This is a genomic window from Microbacterium sp. zg-B185 (assembly GCF_030246885.1).
Classification (GTDB): domain Bacteria; phylum Actinomycetota; class Actinomycetes; order Actinomycetales; family Microbacteriaceae; genus Microbacterium.
This window is the reverse complement of the sequence record NZ_CP126739.1, coordinates 2,956,779-2,975,631: the sequence shown is the minus strand read 5'-3', so window position 1 is coordinate 2,975,631 and position 18,853 is coordinate 2,956,779. Positions and strand designations below refer to the sequence as shown.

Below are 18,853 nucleotides of genomic sequence, written 5' to 3'. Positions count from 1 at the left end.
AGGCCGCTGGGCAACAACTTTCGGGACACGGGTGAGGGGGCACTGCCTTATCGGGACACGGGTGAGGAAGCTCTCCGGCCCCTTTCGGGACACGGGTGAGGGAGCTCTGCCTTATCGGGACACGGGTGCCGGGCTCTGGGGATCGGCGCGGGAAAGAGGGCATGCGCCCCCGCGGAGGTCATGCGTCCCGGGCAGCGCCGCAGGGGGGACCCACCGCGGGCCGCAACTACACTGAGCGGGTGCGCATCCGTCTCGACATCGCCTACGACGGGACGCACTTTCGCGGCTGGGCGCGCCAGCCCGGCCTCCGCACGGTGCAGGGGACGGTCGAGGGCGCGCTGGAGCGCATCCTCGGCGGCACCGCGTCGCTCGTCGTCGCGGGTCGGACCGATGCCGGAGTGCACGCCACGGGACAGGTCGCCCACGTCGACCTCGCCGCGAACCAGGTGGCGCGGCTGCGGCGGAGCCGAGTCGGCGTCGCCGGGGCGGCCGACCGCCATCCCGGGGCGCCCACCGCAGCTCCCAATGCCACCGTCCCCGCTTCCGCGCCCGATCCGACCGCTGCCACCCTGCCGCCCGACCGGACGGTCCCCGCTTCCGCGCCCGATCCGACCGCTGCCACCCCGCCGCCCGATCTGACCGTCCCCGCTTCCGCGCCCGATCCCGGCCTCGCCGCGGCGGCCGCCCGACTCGCGGCGCGCGTGCGCGGCGTCGTCGGGTCGTACTCCGACGTCGCGGTGCATCACTCATCCGTCGCGCCCGAAGGCTTCGACGCCCGTTTCTCGGCGGTGTGGCGGCGCTACTCCTATCGGATCTCCGACACCGTCACCGGCTACGACCCCCTCGAGCGTCACCGCACCACCACCGTGCGGGCGGCGCTGGACGAGCAGGCGATGGATGCCGCGGCGCGATCGCTGATCGGCCTGCACGACTTCGCGGCGTACTGCAAACCCCGCGAGATGGCCACGACCATCAGAACCCTGCTCGAGTTCGACTGGCGACGGGATGCCGAGGGCGTCCTGGTCGCGAACGTGAAAGCGGACGCGTTCTGCCACAGCATGGTCCGCGCGCTCGTCGGCGCGTGTGTGGCGGTGGGTCAGGGCCGGCTGGATGTCGATGACGTGCGGGACATCCGAGACGAAGGCCTGCGCACGAGCGACTTCACCGTGATCGCCGCGCGCGGACTGACCCTCACCGAGGTCGGCTATCCCTCCGATGAACTCCTCGCCCGGCGTGCCGAGCAGACTCGAGCCCGGCGCGACCTCGAGTGAACGCGAGCGTTTGCCCGCCTGTTTCGCAGCGGCAGTGAGCGGGATCCGGTGCGGCGGACGGAGGTGGCCGGCGAGTGCGGCCGTGGCATCCGATCGTCCTCCGAAGCGCGCCGAGCCGGTCGCCCCCGCCCGCCGGCGCGCCCTTCCGGCGTAGGTTGGAGGAAGAGGGGGACAACGTGACCAACAGGATTGTCGTAGGAATCACCGATGCGCCGGTGTCGCGCCGCGCCCTGGACTGGGCCGTGCAGCGGGCGGCCGATCGGCGGCAGACCGTCGAACTCATCTCCGTGGTCGGCGGAGCGGTCGGCGCGGTGGGAGAGCGCGCGGTCATCGAGGAGGCCATGGAAACGAGCCGTCAGCGCCTCGAGGACGAGGTGCGGCGGATCGAGGAGCGCGGCGTCGTCGCGACCGTGCGGGTCGAGCGGGGCAACCCGGTCAAGCGTCTGATCGATGCCGCAGCGGATGCCGCCCTTCTGGTGATCGGCAGCGACTACCGCGGTCCGGACTCCGGGCCCGCGCGCGGTGCCCATGGTGTGCGGATCGTGTCCGGAGCGCGCTGCCCGGTGGTCGTGGTTCCGGATCTGGACGTGTCCGGGCGGTCGGGTGTGCTGGTCGGCGCGGACGGGTCGGATGTGTCGGAGCGGGCGATCGCCTTCGCCGCGGCTGAGGCCGACCGGATGCGCGAGCCGCTCACCGTCGTCACCGTGTGGACGCCGGTCGTCACTCCGCACAACCCGGGCGTGTATCCCGAGGAGTATCTGCGCAACATGCAGTCGCTGGCCGAGGAGGCGCTCGCGCTGTCGGTTGCCGGACTGCGGCAGGACTATCCGGATCTGGAGATCGTCAAGCACGTCGAGGAAGGGTACCCGTCCGAGATCCTGAACCGAATGGCCGGATCCGCGCGACTCGCGGTGCTGGGCTCGCACGGTCGTGGCGCCGTCGCGCGCCTCCTGCTCGGTTCGATCAGCGAAGAGGTGCTGGCTCGGCTGGCGACGATCACGTCGATCGTGCGCTGAGCGGGGCGGAGGTCGAGTCGGCCCCGGCTCCTGCGGCGCGCCGGGACTCGAGGAACCGCAGCAGACTCCGTGCGAGGTCCTGGCTCAGACGGCTCCCGTCGTCGTCGGCGTTGTCGCGGATCGCGGTCGCGGCATCCTCGACGGCGCGCGCCCGATCGACCGCTGCTCGTGCCTCGCGGACGGCGGCGGCGGCATCCGAGTGGACGGCGCGCAGCCGGGTACGTTCGGTCTCATCGATCCGCGGCGGGAGGGTCAGCTCGAGCGCGCGTCCGGCGCGATCACGTTCGATCTCGCTTCGGCGCAGCGCGCGCTCGGCCGCGATCCGCGCCTGACGGGCGATCCGGACCGCCTCGGCGAGGGAGCCCCCGGAGTCGTCGGGGGATGCCGGGCTGGCGGTGCTGGCGGTATCGAGCCGCCGCGGGCGCACGCGCGCGGCGCGCTTCGGGTGCATCATTCTCGTGGTCATGCGGGGTCCCTGTCCTCGGTCCTGTCCCCGTGCAGGAGTGGCCGGGCGCAGGTTTTCGTACATCGCGGGCCCATCCTCGCCGCCGGGGGTGCATGTCCCCGCCCGCGCGAGTGCATGTCCCTGCTGTCGAGAGTGCACGTCCCTGCTGCCGAGAGTGCACGTCCCTGCTGCCGAGAGTGCATCTCGCCGCCCGCGCGAGTGCATGTCGTCGTTGCGGAGGGTGCGTCCCCCTGCTGCCGAGGGTGCGTGTTGGGGGACGCAGAGCGCCTGACCGGGTTGCACACGGAGGCGCACCTGCTGCAGGCGTGCACTCTCGGGGGCCGAAAGCCGCACCGCGAGCGCCGGGGACACGCACTCTCGCGGGCAGCAACGCGCACTCTGGGCAGTGGTGACGTGTACTCTCGCGGGCAGTAACGCGCACTGTGGGCAGTGGTGACGTGCACTCTCACGGGCAGCAACGTGCACCTCGCGGGCGGCGACGCGCACTGGCGGCGGGGCGGGGCCGGCGCCCGGGAACCCGGGCGAGGGCTGGGAAATCGGCATGTCATTGTCAAGGGTGCATGCCCCGGAAAGCGGGGCGTCATAGGCTGGGATCGCTATGAAGGTGATCTCCTACAACTTGCGCAAGCATCGCGCCGCGGGCGAGCTCGCGGCACTCGTCTCCCGTCACAGCGCGGACGTGCTCTGCCTCCAGGAGTGCGACACCACGAGCATGCCCGACACGATCGGCGGGCTCCGCCTGGCCAACGCCACCTCGCGCAACCGCCTCGGCCTGGCCGTCTACTATCGCGAGAACACGTTCCGCCTCGTGGATGTCCGCTCCATGGCTCTGAAGAAGTCCATGCACGACCGCGTGCTCAAGCCCGCTGAAGAGCGGATGCTGGGCGTCCGGCTGCACGACATCGACCAGAACCGCGACGTGATCGTCGGATCCTTCCACGCCGCGCCGCTCACCGCGCTGAACTCACTCCGTCGCCACCAGATCCGCACCGCGCTGACCGAACTGCAGCAGTTGGGCGAAGGCATTCCGGTGCTGATGGTGGGAGACTACAACTATCCGGTGTTCAAGGAGAACCTGGGGCAGAAGATCCGCGAGCACGGGTACGAGCTGAACCTCAGCGACGCGCGCACATACACGCGCTACCGGTTCTTCCGCGGACACTATGACTTCGCAACCTCCGTCGGGTTCACGATCGACCGCGTCCGGACACTGCCGCAGGGCCTCAGCGACCACCTGCCGATCCTGGTGACCGCGCACATCACCAGCCAGTCCGCGGCGAACGCCGCCTGACCCGGACCGCGAACGCCGCCTGACCCGGACGGCGAACGCCGCCTGACCCGGACCGCGGCGCAGCGACCGAACCGGTCGCCGCCCGACGCGAGGTCGCTCAGTCCGCGTTGTTGCGTGAGCGGCGTACCATCGCCGTCACACCGAGGGCGGCGCCGGCGAGCACGAGCGCGCCTCCGCCGATCCACAGACCGGTCAGCGACGCGCTGTCCATGCCGGTGGTGGGCAGTCCGCCGCTGGCGTTGCTGACTGTCGCGGCGGCCGTGCTGCCGGCGGAGGTCGGCGAGACGGCGGCGATGATGTACGTGCCGCTCGCGTTCGAGGGCAGCGTGATCGGCACCGCGGGAAGCGAGCCGATCTCCGTGGACCGCGCGGTACCGCTGGCGGTGCTGATCGCGAACTTGATCATGCCGATCGAGGCTCCCGAGCCGTTCTCACCCGTCACCGTGATCGTGACCGGCTCGTCCGGCGAGAATGTCTCGGCCGCGCACTGGAACCGCAGCGTCTCACCGGCAGAAGCCGTGGCGGGCGAGACGGTGCACGACCCCGACGGAGGGTAGATCGCATTGGCGGATGCCGCGGAGGGCAGTGCCAGGGCAACCAAGGCGGCGAAGGCCGAGGCCGTCAGAAGTGTGCGAACGGGGTGCTTCATGGATCTCTCTCGCGGTGCGGGGGGCGGCATCGAGTGCGGAGGGTCGGCATCAAGACGGAGGCACCGCCAGCAGAAGCTGCGGTGCCAGTCTCTCCAGACTACGGGCCGCCGCAGGTATCGGCAAGCATCGTGGTCGCTGATCGCGCGTCGATCCGGCGGCCGGACCAGCGCAGAGCGCCGAAGCTACCCGACGCCCTCGCCCATGAGCAGCCGCCGGACCACGGCCGCGCTCATCCGCTCCCAGCGGTCGCCGCCGTTCTGGCTGGCCAGGATCGCCGCCTCGCGGCTCATCAGGATCAGCGTATTCAGGTCGTACCCGAGCGTCGAGGTCGCCGCCCATCCCGCACTCGCCGAGGGGTGAACGGGCAGCTGGCCGGGTACTTCGAGCTGACCGACCTGCTCGAGGCACGAACTCAGGAGTGCGCGCACGGTGGCGTCCGGGTGGGGGATCAGCACGAAGGTGCCGGTCGCGTCCGGGCACACGCTGCAGTCGGGCGGAAATGCGGACCGGATCAGCCGGGTGAGGCTTTTCGCACTCTCCAGCTGCGCCACGGTGCCCGCCGCCTGGCGGATTTCAGCGGCGTCGTCCATCCGCAGGTACACGATCGAGCACTGTTCGGCGGTGCGCTGCGCGCTGGCGAGGCGATCGCTCGCCCCGAGCTCGAACGCCTCCCAGTCACACGGTGCGGCGGCCGGGCTGCGCAGGCTTCTCTCTCGCCATGACAGGCCGAGGATGGCCACGAGCGCGGATGCCACGTACAGGAGCAGGCCGATCGATGAGATCGAGCGCACGACGATGAGATCGTCCCCGGTGGTCGGCGGATAGATCAGGCCGGCGACCGCGTTCCCGATCCCCACCACACCGAACGCGACCGAGATCACCATGAGGGGCTGCAGCAGGCGGTTGCCGCGATCGCCGAAGCGCAGCCAATCCACGAACAGCAGGATCGCGAAGGCCGACGCGACCAGGAACACCACGCGGTAGGCGACGCTGAATCCCCCGCCGTCGCCGGTGGCGACGAGTGCGATCGCCGACAGCACGCCGACGACGGGTCCCACCCAGACGAACGGGCGCACCGCCCAATAGGCGCGGAAGCCCGACCACAGCAGTGCCGAGCCCCCCATCAGCGCGCCCAGGCAGATGCGCCGGATGAGCTCGGAGCCGTTGGCCTCGCTTGCGGCCACACCGAAGGTGGCGACCATGGCGAGAGTGAAGGCGCACGACCAGTACAGCGTCGCCTTGCCCGGTCTGCTCAGGAACGCGACGCCGACGGTGAGCAGCGTCGCCAGTGTGGCGAGCGCGGCGTGCGCGAGCTGGAAGGACCACCCCGATGCGGCGTCGATGTCGATCACGCTGTCTCCCCTGCGCCGGCTCGGGACGCGATCGCCGCGGAGGTGGGCAGCCGCACCGTCACGGTCGTGCCGACGCCGGTCTCGCTCTCGATCGAGAGCGTCCCGTTGTGCGAGGTGACGATCTCGTGCGTGATGCCCAGCCCCAGGCCGGTTCCGGTCGCCGTCTCCTTCGCGGCCGGCGCCCGGTAGTACGGGTCGAACAGCTTCGGCAGCTCCTCCGCGGACACCCCGATGCCGGTGTCGGCCACGACGAACTCCGCGGTCGTCCCGTCGCGCCGGGTCCGGATCTGGATGCGTCCGCCCGAGGGCGTGTACTTGATCGCGTTGCTGAGCAGGTTGTCGATCACCTGCCGAAGCCGGAAGGCATCGCCGACGATGAGCAGCGGGTTGGCGACCGGAGTGTCGATCGTGACGTTGTGTGCGCGTGCGGTCGGGCTGAACGAGGCGACGGAGTCGGCGACGATCTCGGACAGGTCGATCTCGTCGTGGGTGTAATTTCCTGTGGTCCGCGAAGAGGTGAGCATGCTCGCCGTCATCTCCACCATCCGATTGCTCGCCCCCAGCATGGTTTCGATGCGCTGTCGCGTCTTGGGGGTCAGGTCATCGCTCTCGAGGGCGAGTTCGGCGTTTCCGATCAGGACGGTCAGCGGATGCTTGAGCTCGTGCGACGCGATCGCCGCCAGCCTCGCGCGCTCGCGTTCGGCATGGGTGATGTCCGTGATGTCGTTGACGACGAGGAGGTGGCTGGGCTCCTCGCGCGCGGAAGCCTGCACTCGCTTGGTGCTGACCGACAGCGCGTGCCATTCGCCCTTCGGGGTGAACAGCCAGACGCGGACGTCGGAGAAGGTCTCACCGCGCGCGGCCCGCGCGAACGGACGGTCCATCGCGGGGATGGGCATCTCGCGAAGGCCGGTGTACTCGACCGACCGCGCCGGAAGACTGGGGTCCAGCGGATCGAGCGCGTACAGCCGGGTGTAGGAGTCGTTCACGGCGAGCACGGCACCGGCCTTGGAGATCCGTGCGATCCCGGTGTCGACGCCGTTCAGGATCTCGCGGGCGCTGCGCTCCTGGTCCTTGCGGCGGTCGGCCGTCGCGTTCAGGCGCCCGGCCTGGCGGATCAGCAGCCGCCGCAGTGAGCGCGTCCGGCGGATCGCCAGGTGGGTGGTGATGCCGATGAAGGTCAGCGACAGCATGACGATGAAGATCGTCAGCGTCGGTCCGGTTCCCCATGGCGCCGTCGCGTCGATCAGCAGGATGGCGCCGATCACGCCGAGCATCGCCCCGATCGTCTCGGCGCGGAAGTTCATCGACACCCACATCACCGGGAACACCCACAGAAAGCTGAATGCCTGTTCGGTGGTGATGCCGATGAATCCGATCGCGAGCGCGTCCAAGAAGGGGACGGTCAGCACAGCGACCTTCGGCAGGCGCGACCAGGGCACGATCAACGTGGCCAGCGTGAACAGGATGATCGCGGTGAGGCCGGCGGTGAACGTCCACACCGCGAACAGCTGCGGCTGCACGGCGAGGACGAGCAGACCGATCACGACGACACTGGCGGCCAGGACCAACTGCGTCATCCAGATCGAGCGCGTGCGGACGTCGGGCGCCCCCATCGGGAGCGCCCGACGTCTACCCCCGGTGGTCACATTCGCGAGTCTATCCGGGGCGGTCCCGGGAGTGGTGGCTGGCATCGCGGAGTCGCACGTGATACCGCATCACGACGTCGGCGAACGCGCGCGCGGGCGGGCGGGCGCAAGGTTGGCTGAAGATCTCGGCATCCCACCTCAATATTTCCGCGAACGCATGAAGATCCGCCCTGCCGATACGGATGCGGGACCGCGGCGCCCTAGTGTCGGTAACGAGCGGCCGAGACGGTCTGCCGGGTCAGTTTCAGCGGGGGAAGTGAGTCCGATCGCCATGATCGAGGTGCAGGCAGCCGAGCGCGAGGCTCCGTCCATGCGGCGCAAGAGGCAATGGGGAACCGAGCGTTCCCAGGCGTCCCTGCCGGCCGTCCACGACCGCCCGTCCAACGCGAAGCTGATCTGGGGCCGTGTCGCGATCTGGGTGACGATCGCCGTCTGGGCGCTCTACGTCCTCACCGTCGTCGTCACGCTCCTGATGGCCGGGGCGTTCGACACGGCGTGGCGCGTCATCGAGGCGGTGTCGTATCTTCTGGTCGTCACGTTCCTGACCTTCTCGGCGCTGATGTATCTGGTCGCCCGCCAGGGCGCCTACCAGCGGTTCCGCGAGCACCGGCGCGCGCCGCGCGCCGAGCTGGACCGGCATTTCTCCAGCCCGCACGAGACCCTGACCGTACTGGTGCCGTCCTATGCCGAAGAGCCCGCGATCGTCCGCAAGACGCTCTGGTCCGCGGCCCTGCAGGAGTACCCCTCGCTGCGTGTCGTGCTGCTGGTCGACGACAACCCCAACCCGAGCGACCCCGCCGACCTCGACCGGCTGAACGAGACCCGCGGGATCGCAGCGGAGATCATGGCGGCGATGGACGCGCCGGCGGAGCGATTCAGCCTCGCCCTGATCGCCTGCGAACACGAGTCGCTGCTCGCCGAGGGTCTGACCGAGCACTCGATGGTGCGCCTGTTCGAGGAGTACCTGTGGGCGGTGGAGTGGCTTCGCGAGATGGCCGCCGCGCAGCCGCGCGAAGACCACGTCGACGACTTCTTCGTCGAGCAGGTGCTGCTCGGCCTGGCCGATGACCTGGAGACGACCGCGACCGCGGTGGGCGCGGCGATCGACGCCTCCGAGATGATCCCGCCCGCCCGCGTGCACGAGCTGTTCCGCCGGTTGGTCTGGATCTTCACCGTCGAGGTCGCCTGGTTCGAGCGCAAGCGATACGTGTCGCTGTCGCACGAGGCGAACAAGGCGATGAACCTGAACTCCTACATCGGCTTGCTCGGCGGGCGCTTCCACGAGGAGCAGACGCCGGACGGGCTGCTGCTGCGCCCCGTCACCGGTGCCCAGCCGGCGGATCTGGACGTGCCGTACTCGGAGTTCGTCCTGACCCTGGATGCCGACTCGGTGCTGCTGCGCGACTACTGCCTGCGCCTCGTGCACTTCCTCGAGCAGCCGCAGAACGCCCGCGTGGCCGTGACGCAGACCCCGTACTCGTCGTTCCGCGAGGCGCCGACGCGCATCGAGCGGCTCGCGGGCGCCACCACCGACGTGCAGCACATCCTGCATCAGGGCATGACCGCGCACAACGCGACCTTCTGGGTCGGCGCGAACGCGGTCATCCGCATGGAAGCGCTCGATGACATCCTCGAGATCGACATGGTCGACGGGTTCGAGGTCCGCCGATACGTGCAGGACCGCACCGTCATCGAGGACACCGAGTCCAGTGTCGATCTCGGTGAGCACGGCTGGACTCTGATCAACTACCCCGAGCGGCTCAGCTACAGCGCCACGCCCCCCGACTTCGGCTCGCTCGTCGTGCAGCGGCGCCGGTGGGCGAACGGCGGCCTGCTCATCCTCCCCAAGCTGTGGAAGCAGATGCGCGAGCGCCGCCAGATGCTCAAGCCGCTGGCGCTGGGCGAGGTCATGCTGCGCGTCAACTACATGGCCTCTATCGCCTGGGCCAGCTTCGGGCTGCTCTTCCTGCTCGCCTATCCGTACGACAGCCGGCTCGTGAGCCCACTGGTGCTGGTGGGTGCGCTGCCGTACTTCCTCGCGATGGCCAGCGACCTGCACTACACCGGTTACAAGCGCACCGACGTGCTGCGCATCTACGGGTTCAACCTGATCATGCTGCCGGTCAACCTGGCCGGCGTCTTCAAGTCGATCCAGCAGGGCCTGACGGGTATGAAGATCCCGTTCGCGCGCACGCCGAAGGTGAAGGAGCGCACCGCGACGCAGCTGCTGTACGTCGTCGCCCCCTACGTGATCGTCGGCTTCTCGGTCCTGGTCGCGTGGCGCAGCTTCCTCGACGGCGCGTGGGGGACGCTGGCGTTCTCGACGATCAACGCGGTGCTGGCCTCCTGGGCGATCCTGGCGTACATCGGCATCCGCAACTCGATCGTGGACGTCTGGATCGGGATCACCGATTGGATGTGGATCGACGCCGACCGCAGTCGCGCGGACGCCTCCGGCGACGACGACGCGGTGCTGGACTGGCGCACCGCACTGCACGAAGGACATGCGGCGCCGGGCGCGACGCCGCCCGGTCGCCAATCAGCCACGCCGAAGAAGACGAAGGTACGGGTATGACGCGGTCAACAGGTCGTCACGCGGGTCAGAGACTGTCGCCGTGGCGCGTCAGCGCAGCGGTGGTCGCGGTGCTGGCCGTCGTGGGCGCCGGCATCGCCGTCCCGATGTTCGCCAACGGACAGGCCAGCGCGGAATCGACGGTGAAGGCCGCGCCGCGCTGGTTCGGCGGCTACTTCGACGTGACGGCGGCACCGGTCTCCGAGATGCCCACCTCGGCAGACGGTGCGCCCTCGAACGTGGTGCTCGCCTTCATCGTGGCCGAGGCCGAGGACTCGTGCGTGCCGTCGTGGGGCACCTACTACGGGCTGGAGGAGGCCGCCACGGCCCTGGACCTGGACCGCCGCGTCGCGCGCATGCGCCAGAAGGACGCCGAGGTGGCGGTGTCCTTCGGGGGCGCATTGAACACCGAGCTCGCCGGCGCATGCCGCACGGTCGACGCCCTGGCCGACGCCTACGAGGCGGTCATCGACCGCTACGACATCGAGATGATCGATCTGGACGTGGAGGGCGAGAACCTGGCCGACACGGTGGCCGGCGTCCGGCGTGCCGAGGCCGTCGCCCAACTGCAGGAGAAGCGCCGCAAGAAGGGCGAGGATCTCATCGTCTGGCTCACGCTGCCCGTCGCCACGCACGGCCTCACCGACGCCGGGCTGGCATCGGTGGACCAGATGCTCACGGCGGGTGTCGAGCTCGGCGGGGTCAACGTCATGACCATGGACTACGGCATCGATCTGGAGGGAGCCTCGATGGCGGATGCCGCGATCTCGGCTCTGAAGGCCACCCACACGCAGCTCAGCGCGCTCTATCGCCGGCATGAGATCAGCCTGCCCCGCGCGGGTGCGTGGTCGGTGCTGGGGGCCACGCCCATGATCGGACAGAACGATGTCGCGGGGGAGGTCTTCACGCTCGACGACGCGGAGGAGCTGAACGACTTCGCCGCCGAGAACTCCCTCGACCGCATGTCGATGTGGTCGGTGAACCGCGACCGCACCTGTGGCGCGAACTACCCGAACACCGAGATCGTCTCGGACTCCTGCAGCGGTGTGGATCAAGACGACCGCACCTTCGCCGCGCTGCTGTCGGCCGGGTTCGACGGGCGCCCGACATCCACCCCGACTCAGACGCAGCGGCCGGCCCCGGTCGTCAAGGACGATCCGGACACCAGCCCGTACCCGGTCTGGTCCAAGAACCTCGCCTACTCCACCGCCGTGCGCGTCGTGTGGCACGGCAACGTCTACGCCGCGAAGTGGTGGACCAGGGGCGGTGCCGAACCGGATGATCCCACCTTGGACGGCACTGCGACCGCGTGGACGCTGGTGGGCCCGGTGCTGCGCGACGACGAGCCGTTCTCGCTGCCCACCGCCGCCCCGGGCACGTACCCGGAGTGGTCCGCGACGGGGATCTACGTCGCCGGGGACCGCGTGCTCTACAAGGGCACGGCGTTCGTCGCGAAGTGGTGGACGCAGGGCGAGGATCCGTCGCTGGGGATCACCGACCACGACCGCTCCCCCTGGGAGCTGGTCGAGGCCGAGGCCGAGACCGAGGTGATTCCGTGACCGGGCCGGGGAGGTCCGATTACGGCGTCAGCCGGTACCCGACGCCGCGCACCGTCTCGATGTAGCGAGGGTCGGCGGCGTTGTCGCCGAGCTTGCGGCGGAGATTGGCCATGTGCGCTTCGACCGCCCGCTTGTCCGCTTCTCCGACGTAGTAGGACGTGGCAGCCTCTTCGCCGCGCAGCACGAGGGTCAGATCGGACTTGCTGCGCACCCGCCGCTTCGATTCGATCAGGGTGACGAGCAGATCGAACTCGGTGCGGGTCAGCTCGACCTCGGCGTCGGCGATGAGCGCGGTGCGGGTGGCGGCGTTCAGTCGGAGGTCGCGGTGGGCGACCCAGAGGTCGGCCTCGCCCGGGAACGAGCTCGTGGCAGGGGACTGCGACAACGGCTCGGGCGTGACCGACTGCGGCGGGTTCAGGTGCGCGTCGGGTGCCGGTGGGCGCAGCGCGGCGCTCTCGATCCGGGGCCGGCGCAGGGCGGCCTCGATCCGCGCGCGCAGTTCGCGCGGCCGGAACGGCTTCACGACGTACTCGTCGGCGCCGGCGCCCAGGCCCAGGACGATGTCGGTCTCTTCGCCCAGGCCGGAGAGCATGATGATGAAGGTGGTGCTGATGCTGCGGATGCGGCGCGCCGTCTCCAGTCCGTCGATTCCGTTCATGTTGATATCGAGCGTCGTCACCGAGGGGTCATGCGTTCGCACCGCCTCGACGCCGTCGATGCCGTTGTCCACGGCGATGGTGCGCAGTCCGGCTGATTCGAAGACCTCGACGACCAGCTCGCGGATCTCGGGATCATCCTCGATGATGACCGCGGTCTGTTGGCGCTCTTCAGTCACAGTGTTCTCGCTTCGAACGGGTCAGTGAGGTGGGCGGGGTCGGCGAGCGGCGCAGGCAACCTGAAAAAGGGGCACCCGCAGCTCGCGAGACGCAGCGACGATGCCCTTCTCGGTAGTCTAGGCATCCCCGCACCGGGCGGCAACGTCTGCGCCCTGCGCCTGCACACGCGGCGTGGAGATCAGCTCGAGGACCGGCGCCCCCGGCTCGGCCGAGCGCACCGTCGCGGTGGCGGTCGCGGTCTGTCCCGGAGCCAGGTCGACGGCGAACCTCAGCACCCGGCGGCCGTCGTGGAACCCGCCGCCGAACCCGCCGTCGCCGGTGATGGTCGACTCGATCAGGTCGAAACCGGTAGGCAGGTACAGGTAGCCGATGGTCCGGGCGATGCCGGGGGGGACCCCGAACCCACCCCCACCGGTGATGTACGCGGGCAGGGAGGTGGCGGCATCCGCGGGCGCGTTGTTGGTGACGGTGACAGCCAGGGTGGCCTCGCCGGTGGCGAGATCACCGCCGGCGATGGTGCACGAGTCCCACGCCAGCTGCGTGTCGGCCGTGACGTAGTAGTCCATCTTCGAGCCGGTGCCGTCGTTGAGGAACATGCCGAAGCGGCTGGCCTCACGGTCGCTGGTGGGCAGGCCGCCGGCGAGGGTGGTGTCGCCGATCAGTCGCTGCTCCTCCTCGTGCGCGCTCCACAGCAGCAGCCGCCGCTCGTCGCCGGCCTGCGCCAGCGCACCGACGAGCGCCGCCGGGTCGGCACTGCCGTGGGCGAGCGCGTCGAAGACGCTCGCCGCGGCGGCCGCGAAGAACGCGTCCTGGTCGGCGGGGCGCGGGTAGCGCTGGTAGACCTCGTTCAGCAGCAGCGGCACCGCGTTGTCCGCGGTGAGCACATCGCCGGTGGGCAGTGTCACCGGCCCGGTGGCGGTCAGCAGGTAGGACAGCGCGACCGGGTCGAGCGAGATCACCCCGTCGACCTGAGTGCCGAACTCGCGCGCCCACATCTCGCGCGCAAGCTGCGCGGTGATCGAGAACTCCGGCACCTGGGTGACGTTCTGGATGAACCGTCCGGGCAGCGCGCCGTAGATCGCGGTCACCTCATCACCCAGGGGCAGGACGGTTTCGGGGTAGCGGGGGAAGTCGCCGGATGAGCCTTGCGCGGCCAGGCTCATGGCACCGCCGTCGGTGTGCACCATCGCCATCGCCCCGACGATTCCGCCGAGCGAGCGCCATTCCGCGTTGTTCTGGAACACCACGAGGTAGTCGCGCGGTCCGTCCGCGCCCAGCATCGGCGGCAGGAGGGTCGCAGCGCGGGTGACCGCGTCGGTGGCGACACGGGTCCGGGCGAACAGATCCGCGACCTCGTCGACGGCCTCGCGCAGCGGTGCGACGAGCGGTGTGCGGTCGATCTCCTCGACGGATGCCGCGGCGCGCGTGAGCCCGTCGTTCGCCGTCTGCGCGGCATCCTGGATCGCCACGAAACTGGACAGGTCCACGGCGCCGCCGGCGGGGCGGAGCGCGTCGACCGAGAACGTGCCGGCGACCTCGGTGAGGGGGGTCAGGGCGTTCTGGGCGACGTCGTCGACGGATGCCGCAACAGTCGAGACCGCGCGCAGCTGCGGTCCGAGCCACGGCAGCCCTTCGGCGACCCGCCACACCGGGTCGGAGGTGAGCGCATGCGCGGCCGCGGTGTCCTCGGCCAGCACCGGGATCTGCGCGGCGGCGGCGGTGGGGTCACCGGCCTGCGCGGTGATCGCGCGGGCGGTGCCCTGCGCGTCGGTGAGGTGGCCGTATGCCAGTGCGCCCCGCACGCCGACCCAGCCCATCATGATCACCGCTGCCACCAGCAGCACGCCGAGCGCGATCGGCACCGCCAGGCGAGCGGCGCGCGGGAGGCGGGGTGTGGGGGAGGCGGTCACCCGATACAGCCTAGGCGGCCCTCGCGGCGCGCCCGCGACGGTCGCTAGCCCGGAGCGTCGAGGGCGGCGGCTGCCGGGACGGCTCGCTCGGCGCGATCGCCTCCCGTGGCGACGGCGCGCTGGGCGGCAGTGCTCGCGGCGTGCTGCAAGACCTCGAGGTCGTAGCCGAAGTCGCTCACCGTCGCCCACCCGACGCTCGCGGACAGGTTCACGGCGAGGTCCTGCGCGATGTCCGCGGCATCCCGCGCCTCGAGCAGTCGCCGGATGAGCTGTCGCACGGTCTCGGTCGGGCGTGCGATCAGGACCACCACCCGATCGTCGGCGAGGGCCGCCACGTCCGCGTCGGCCGGGAAGGATGAGCGCACCCGCTCTTCGAACCACCGCGCGAACTCGCGGAAGGTCGTGGTCCCGGCAGCGGTACGCAGGTCTTCCGCATCGTCCAGACGTGCTTCCACGAGCACCCACTCGCCCTCCCGGGCGCGTTCGGCGCGCTCGAGTCGCTGCGATGCGATGTCGGAGAATCCCGCGGAAGTGAACCAGACGCCGGTCTGGGAATGGATGCTGTCCTCGCGCGCCAGGAAGAGGAGTGTGACGATGGCGCAGACGAGGTAGACGAGCATGCCGAGCAGGTTGGCCTCGCGCAGGATCGCAAGGTCGCCGAGTCCGGGGGCCACGGTGATCGATGCCAGACGCAGGGCGGCGACCACGAGGTAGACCACCGACATGACCAGGAGTGGCACGGTCACCCCGCGCCCCTTCTCGGGTCGACGCAGGAGCTCGGTGATCGTCAGGGCGGCGAACACGGCAGCCGCCGCGTAGGCGATGCAGAACACGGCCGGGTAGCTCGGCTGCCCGGCGCTGATGCCGAGCGCGAGCGTGGAGCAGACGGCGACCAGAACGCCGGTCCACCACCGGGAGCCGACGCCGCGATCGGCGCGCAGCCCCGCCCAGATGAACGCGGGTGCCGACAGCATCATCCCGAACGCGGCGAGCCCGAGCATTTCCGAGCCCAGCTCGGCGGCGATGACGGTGCCGTAGGCGGTGAGCATCGCCGCGATGAAGGCGGTCGACCACAGCGCCGTGGCTTTGCCCGGGCGCGCCAGGAAGCCCAGTCCGACCATCAGCAGTGTGCACAGGGTCGTCAGCGCGACGTGCGTGATGCCGATCACAGCTCCGCCGCCCTGCCCGGCAGCGGGATGCTGATCGCCACCGTCGTCCCTCGGCCCAGGCCGCTCTGCACGGAGATCGTGCCGCTGTGCGCTTCCACGATCTGCCGGGCGATGCCCATGCCGAGGCCGGTGCCGGGGACGCTGCTGGCCCGGGCGGTCGCCGACCGGTGGTAGGGCTCGAACATGGTGTCCACATCCTCCCGGGACATGCCGACGCCGGTGTCGGCGACTTCGATGCGGACCGCGTCCGCGCTGCGGGAGGTGCGCACCAGTACGGTTCCGGATGCCGGCGTGTATTTGACGGCATTGCCGACGACATTGTCGATCGCCTGCCGCAGGCGGAACGCGTCGCCGACAAGCGGCAGGGGGTTCGTGTCCGGTGCGCTCAGCTCGACCCCGCGCGCGGTCGCTGTGGGCCGGAACGAGGTCACGGAGGCTTCGACCACCGCCGCCGCGTCGAACTCCGCATGCGCATCTGCGCGTTCCTGGGCGCCGGGCCGCTTCTGCAGCACCGTCGAGGCCAGTCGCAGGACCCGCTCGCTCGCCGCTTCGATCTCGGCGAGGTTGCGTCTGGCGTCGGCCGGAAGGTCGGTGCGCTCCAGCAGCAGGTCGGTGTGGCCGAGCACCGCGGTGATCGGATTGCGCAGCTCGTGCGAGACGGTCAAGGCGAGACTCTCCCGCTCTCGCTTGGCTTCGAGCAGCGCGGTCATGTCGCGCAGCACGAGCAGGGTGCTGGGGCCCTCGTCGTTCGCGCCGGAGAGGGCGCGCGTGCTGACATCCAGCGCACGCCAGCGTCCCTCCACGTCGAACAGCCACACCCGTTCCTCGTCGATCCCCTCCCCGCGCGCCGCACGCGCGAGCGGTCGCGACTCGGCGTCGAGCGGCTCGCCCCGCAGCGTGGCGTATTCGACCGCTCTGCCCGGCCGAGTGAGGTCGTCGGGGTCGAGGCCGTACAACTCGGCGTAGGCGCGGTTCGCGGCGACCATCTCGCCCTGGTCGCTGATCCGGGCGACCGCGATGTCCAGCCCGTCGAGGGTCTCGGTGGCGCGTTGCCGCTGCATCTCCACCCGCTCCAGCGCAAGTCCCAGACGGGATGCCTGTCGACTCAGCAGGCGGCGGAAGGCCCCGGTCTGCTGCGCGGCGACGTGGAAGGTCATCCCGATGAACGACAGGCACAGCAGCACGATGACCAGGCGCAGAGTGTTGAGCGGACCTCCGGCGGTGGCCACGCTGTCCAGGATCAGCAGCGCGGTCACTGCCGCCAGTGCGCCGATCAGCCATTTCAGCCGGTAGAAGGTCGCGATCCACGCGATCGGGAACACCCAGAGGTAGCCCAGGCGCAGCTCGGAGTTCAGCGCCAACAGGCCGATGCCGACGATGTCCATGAACGGGACCAGCACGACCCATCGCGTGCCGATCCGGGTCCACGGCGTGAAGAGCGCGGCGATCGTGGTGGCGACGATCAGCAGCACCCCCGCCCAGTAGGCGGCGTCGGCGAACATGATCGACGGCACCGCCACGACGACGATGGTGACCAGGACGACGCTGGCGGCGAGGGCGACCTGCCACAGCCAGATCGATCTCGTGCGGGCGTCGGAGCGCGGGAGGCCGGGCGCCCGCACGCTCAGCTCGCCTGCTGCGGGGACTCGGCCGTGGTCCGGTTGCCGACACCGGCCAGACCGCCGGAGCCGGCCTGAGTGCTGCGCGCCCGACGCATGACCGCTTCGATCCGGGCGCGCAGCTCGCGCACCCGGAAGGGCTTGGTGATGTAGTCGTCCGCGCCGGCGGACAGTCCCAGCACCGCATCCGCTTCGTCGGCGAGCGCCGAGGCGATCATCACGAAGGTGTCGCTGTGATCGCGGATGCGCCGCACGGTCTCGAAGCCGTCGATCCCCGGGAGATTGACATCGACCGTCGTGATCATGGGGTGATGCGTGCGCACGGCGAGCACGCCGTCTTCGCCGTTGTCGACGGCCACGACGGTGAATCCGGCCGACTCGAATACTTCGACGAGCAGCGTCTGCACCTGCGGGTCGTCTTCGATGACGACCGCGGTGGCGGGTGTCGCGATCTGGTCAACCACAAGCGTCCTCCGCCAAGTGTTCACTGCCGCGCCCCGGTCCACATGCTGCAGACCGGATGACCCGGAGATCGGCTTGTTCAGCATCATGGCATACAACCGAGGGAGGAGCCGAAGTCAGCGCGCCCCGACGGCGACGCGACCGGTCCGAGGCGTCACACCTGCGCGGGCTCGGTGAGGCGGTAGCCGATCCCGCGCACGGTCTCGATGTAGTTGGGCTGCGTGACCGAGTCGCCCAGCTTGCGACGCAGGTTCGTGATGTGCACCTCGATGGCGCGCTTGTCGAGGTCGGTGACGTACTCCGCGCCGAGGTGGTCGCCTCGGGCGACGCGCGCGAGATCCTCCTTCGAGCGCGGCCGGCGCTCGGATTCCAGCAGCGTCTGCAGCAGATCGAACTCGGTGCGCGTCAGCAGGAGTTCGCGGTCTCCGCGGCAGACCACGCGCGTGCTGGTGTCCAGGGACAGATCGCGGTGGTTCAGGACGTGCGCGAGCAGTTCTGCCGCGCTGACAGACGACGCGGTCTGCTCGCCGCGATCCACCAGGCGAGGCCGGCGCAGCATCGCCTCCACCCGCGCGCGGAATTCCCGCGGCCGGAAGGGCTTGGTGACGTAGTCGTCCGCGCCGATGCTCAGGCCGAGGACGACGTCGGACTCGTCGGTGCTCGCCGTGACGAGCAGGATGAACGTGTCGCTGAGAGCCCGTACCCGTCGGACCGTCTCGAACCCGTCGATTCCGGGCATGCTGACATCGACGGTGGTGACCTGGGGACGGTGCTCCGCCACGAGTGCAACGCCGTCGCCCCCGTTGTCGGTGCCGATGGCGGCGAAACCCGCGGACTCGAACACCTCGAGCAGGAGCTCCCGGACGATGGGATCGTCCTCGATGACGACGGCCGTCTTCGCGGTCCGCGAGTGCAGCATGCCCGCGGCGTCATCGCCGTGCGGGCTCGACGCGGCGGGCGAAGCGCTCATGGCCGTACCCCTCCGCACCTGGATGGACTTTTCCTCAGCGCCAGCCTACGTCCCGATGAGC

At 70.1% G+C, this 18,853-nt stretch carries 15 protein-coding genes; 5 read left to right on the top strand and 10 right to left on the bottom strand.

Translation table 11 applies throughout. The annotated features are described in order from the left end of the window. Positions 1-239 precede the first annotated feature (239 nt). Entirely contained in the window at positions 240-1,271 is a 1,032-nt protein-coding gene (locus tag QNO12_RS14180; RefSeq protein WP_257501516.1) for a tRNA pseudouridine synthase A, read from the top strand. Between the two features lie 176 nt (positions 1,272-1,447). Further along, positions 1,448-2,287 (top strand): universal stress protein, encoded by an 840-nt coding sequence (locus tag QNO12_RS14175; protein ID WP_257501517.1) that lies wholly within the window; start codon positions 1,448-1,450, stop codon positions 2,285-2,287. Here QNO12_RS14175 and QNO12_RS14170 read toward each other — a convergent pair. After that, positions 2,268-2,753 carry a hypothetical protein gene (locus QNO12_RS14170; protein WP_257501518.1) on the bottom strand — a complete coding sequence of 162 codons (486 nt, stop codon included), beginning with the start codon at positions 2,751-2,753 and terminating at the stop codon, positions 2,268-2,270. The genes QNO12_RS14175 and QNO12_RS14170 overlap by 20 nt on opposite strands. A 598-nt stretch (positions 2,754-3,351) precedes the next feature. On the opposite strand from QNO12_RS14170, the gene QNO12_RS14165 reads away from it, so the two are divergent. After that, on the top strand, positions 3,352-4,044 hold the full coding sequence (locus QNO12_RS14165) for an endonuclease/exonuclease/phosphatase family protein (RefSeq protein WP_257501519.1): 693 nt from the start codon (positions 3,352-3,354) through the stop codon (positions 4,042-4,044). 97 nt (positions 4,045-4,141) lie between these two features. On the opposite strand, the gene QNO12_RS14160 is transcribed toward QNO12_RS14165, so the two are convergent. The 3 genes from QNO12_RS14160 to QNO12_RS14150 all read right to left on the bottom strand — a co-directional run bounded on the left by QNO12_RS14160 (position 4,142) and on the right by QNO12_RS14150 (position 7,695). Further along, positions 4,142-4,693: a cell wall protein gene (locus tag QNO12_RS14160; RefSeq protein WP_257501520.1), complete on the bottom strand. Its 552-nt coding sequence runs from the start codon at positions 4,691-4,693 to the stop codon at positions 4,142-4,144. A gap of 183 nt (positions 4,694-4,876) precedes the next feature. Further along, positions 4,877-6,046 carry a hypothetical protein gene (locus tag QNO12_RS14155; protein ID WP_257501521.1) on the bottom strand — a complete coding sequence of 390 codons (1,170 nt, stop codon included), beginning with the start codon at positions 6,044-6,046 and terminating at the stop codon, positions 4,877-4,879. Further along, positions 6,043-7,695 (bottom strand): sensor histidine kinase, encoded by a 1,653-nt coding sequence (locus QNO12_RS14150; RefSeq protein WP_257501522.1) that lies wholly within the window; start codon positions 7,693-7,695, stop codon positions 6,043-6,045. The genes QNO12_RS14155 and QNO12_RS14150 overlap by 4 nt, the downstream gene beginning before the upstream one ends. 310 nt (positions 7,696-8,005) lie before the next feature. On the opposite strand from QNO12_RS14150, the gene QNO12_RS14145 reads away from it, so the two are divergent. After that, positions 8,006-10,270 carry a glycosyltransferase family 2 protein gene (locus QNO12_RS14145; protein WP_257501674.1) on the top strand — a complete coding sequence of 755 codons (2,265 nt, stop codon included), beginning with the start codon at positions 8,006-8,008 and terminating at the stop codon, positions 10,268-10,270. Beyond that, a complete protein-coding gene (locus QNO12_RS14140; RefSeq protein ID WP_257501523.1) occupies positions 10,267-11,826 on the top strand; it encodes a chitinase in 1,560 nt (519 codons plus the stop codon). Before QNO12_RS14145 ends, QNO12_RS14140 begins: the two co-directional genes overlap by 4 nt. A gap of 19 nt (positions 11,827-11,845) precedes the next feature. Here the strand turns inward: QNO12_RS14140 and QNO12_RS14135 are convergent, their stop codons facing one another. The 6 genes from QNO12_RS14135 to QNO12_RS14110 form a co-directional block, all read right to left on the bottom strand. Further along, complete coding sequence (locus QNO12_RS14135; protein WP_257501524.1) at positions 11,846-12,661, bottom strand: response regulator transcription factor; 816 nt, start codon at positions 12,659-12,661, stop codon at positions 11,846-11,848. A gap of 117 nt (positions 12,662-12,778) precedes the next feature. Continuing rightward, positions 12,779-14,572: a DUF4012 domain-containing protein gene (locus tag QNO12_RS14130; RefSeq protein WP_257501525.1), complete on the bottom strand. Its 1,794-nt coding sequence runs from the start codon at positions 14,570-14,572 to the stop codon at positions 12,779-12,781. Between the two features lie 44 nt (positions 14,573-14,616). Then, the gene (locus tag QNO12_RS14125; protein WP_257501526.1) at positions 14,617-15,741 is read right to left on the bottom strand and encodes a nucleotidyl cyclase domain-containing protein; all 1,125 of its coding nucleotides are present in this window, start codon (positions 15,739-15,741) and stop codon (positions 14,617-14,619) included. Further along, positions 15,738-17,363 carry a sensor histidine kinase gene (locus tag QNO12_RS14120; RefSeq protein WP_257501527.1) on the bottom strand — a complete coding sequence of 542 codons (1,626 nt, stop codon included), beginning with the start codon at positions 17,361-17,363 and terminating at the stop codon, positions 15,738-15,740. The genes QNO12_RS14125 and QNO12_RS14120 overlap by 4 nt, the downstream gene beginning before the upstream one ends. 2 nt (positions 17,364-17,365) lie before the next feature. Then, positions 17,366-17,824: a response regulator transcription factor gene (locus QNO12_RS14115; RefSeq protein WP_308495354.1), complete on the bottom strand. Its 459-nt coding sequence runs from the start codon at positions 17,822-17,824 to the stop codon at positions 17,366-17,368. Between the two features lie 152 nt (positions 17,825-17,976). Then, positions 17,977-18,792, bottom strand: a complete 816-nt coding sequence (locus QNO12_RS14110) for a response regulator transcription factor (RefSeq protein ID WP_257501528.1) — start codon at positions 18,790-18,792, stop codon at positions 17,977-17,979. Positions 18,793-18,853: the final 61 nt, after the last annotated feature.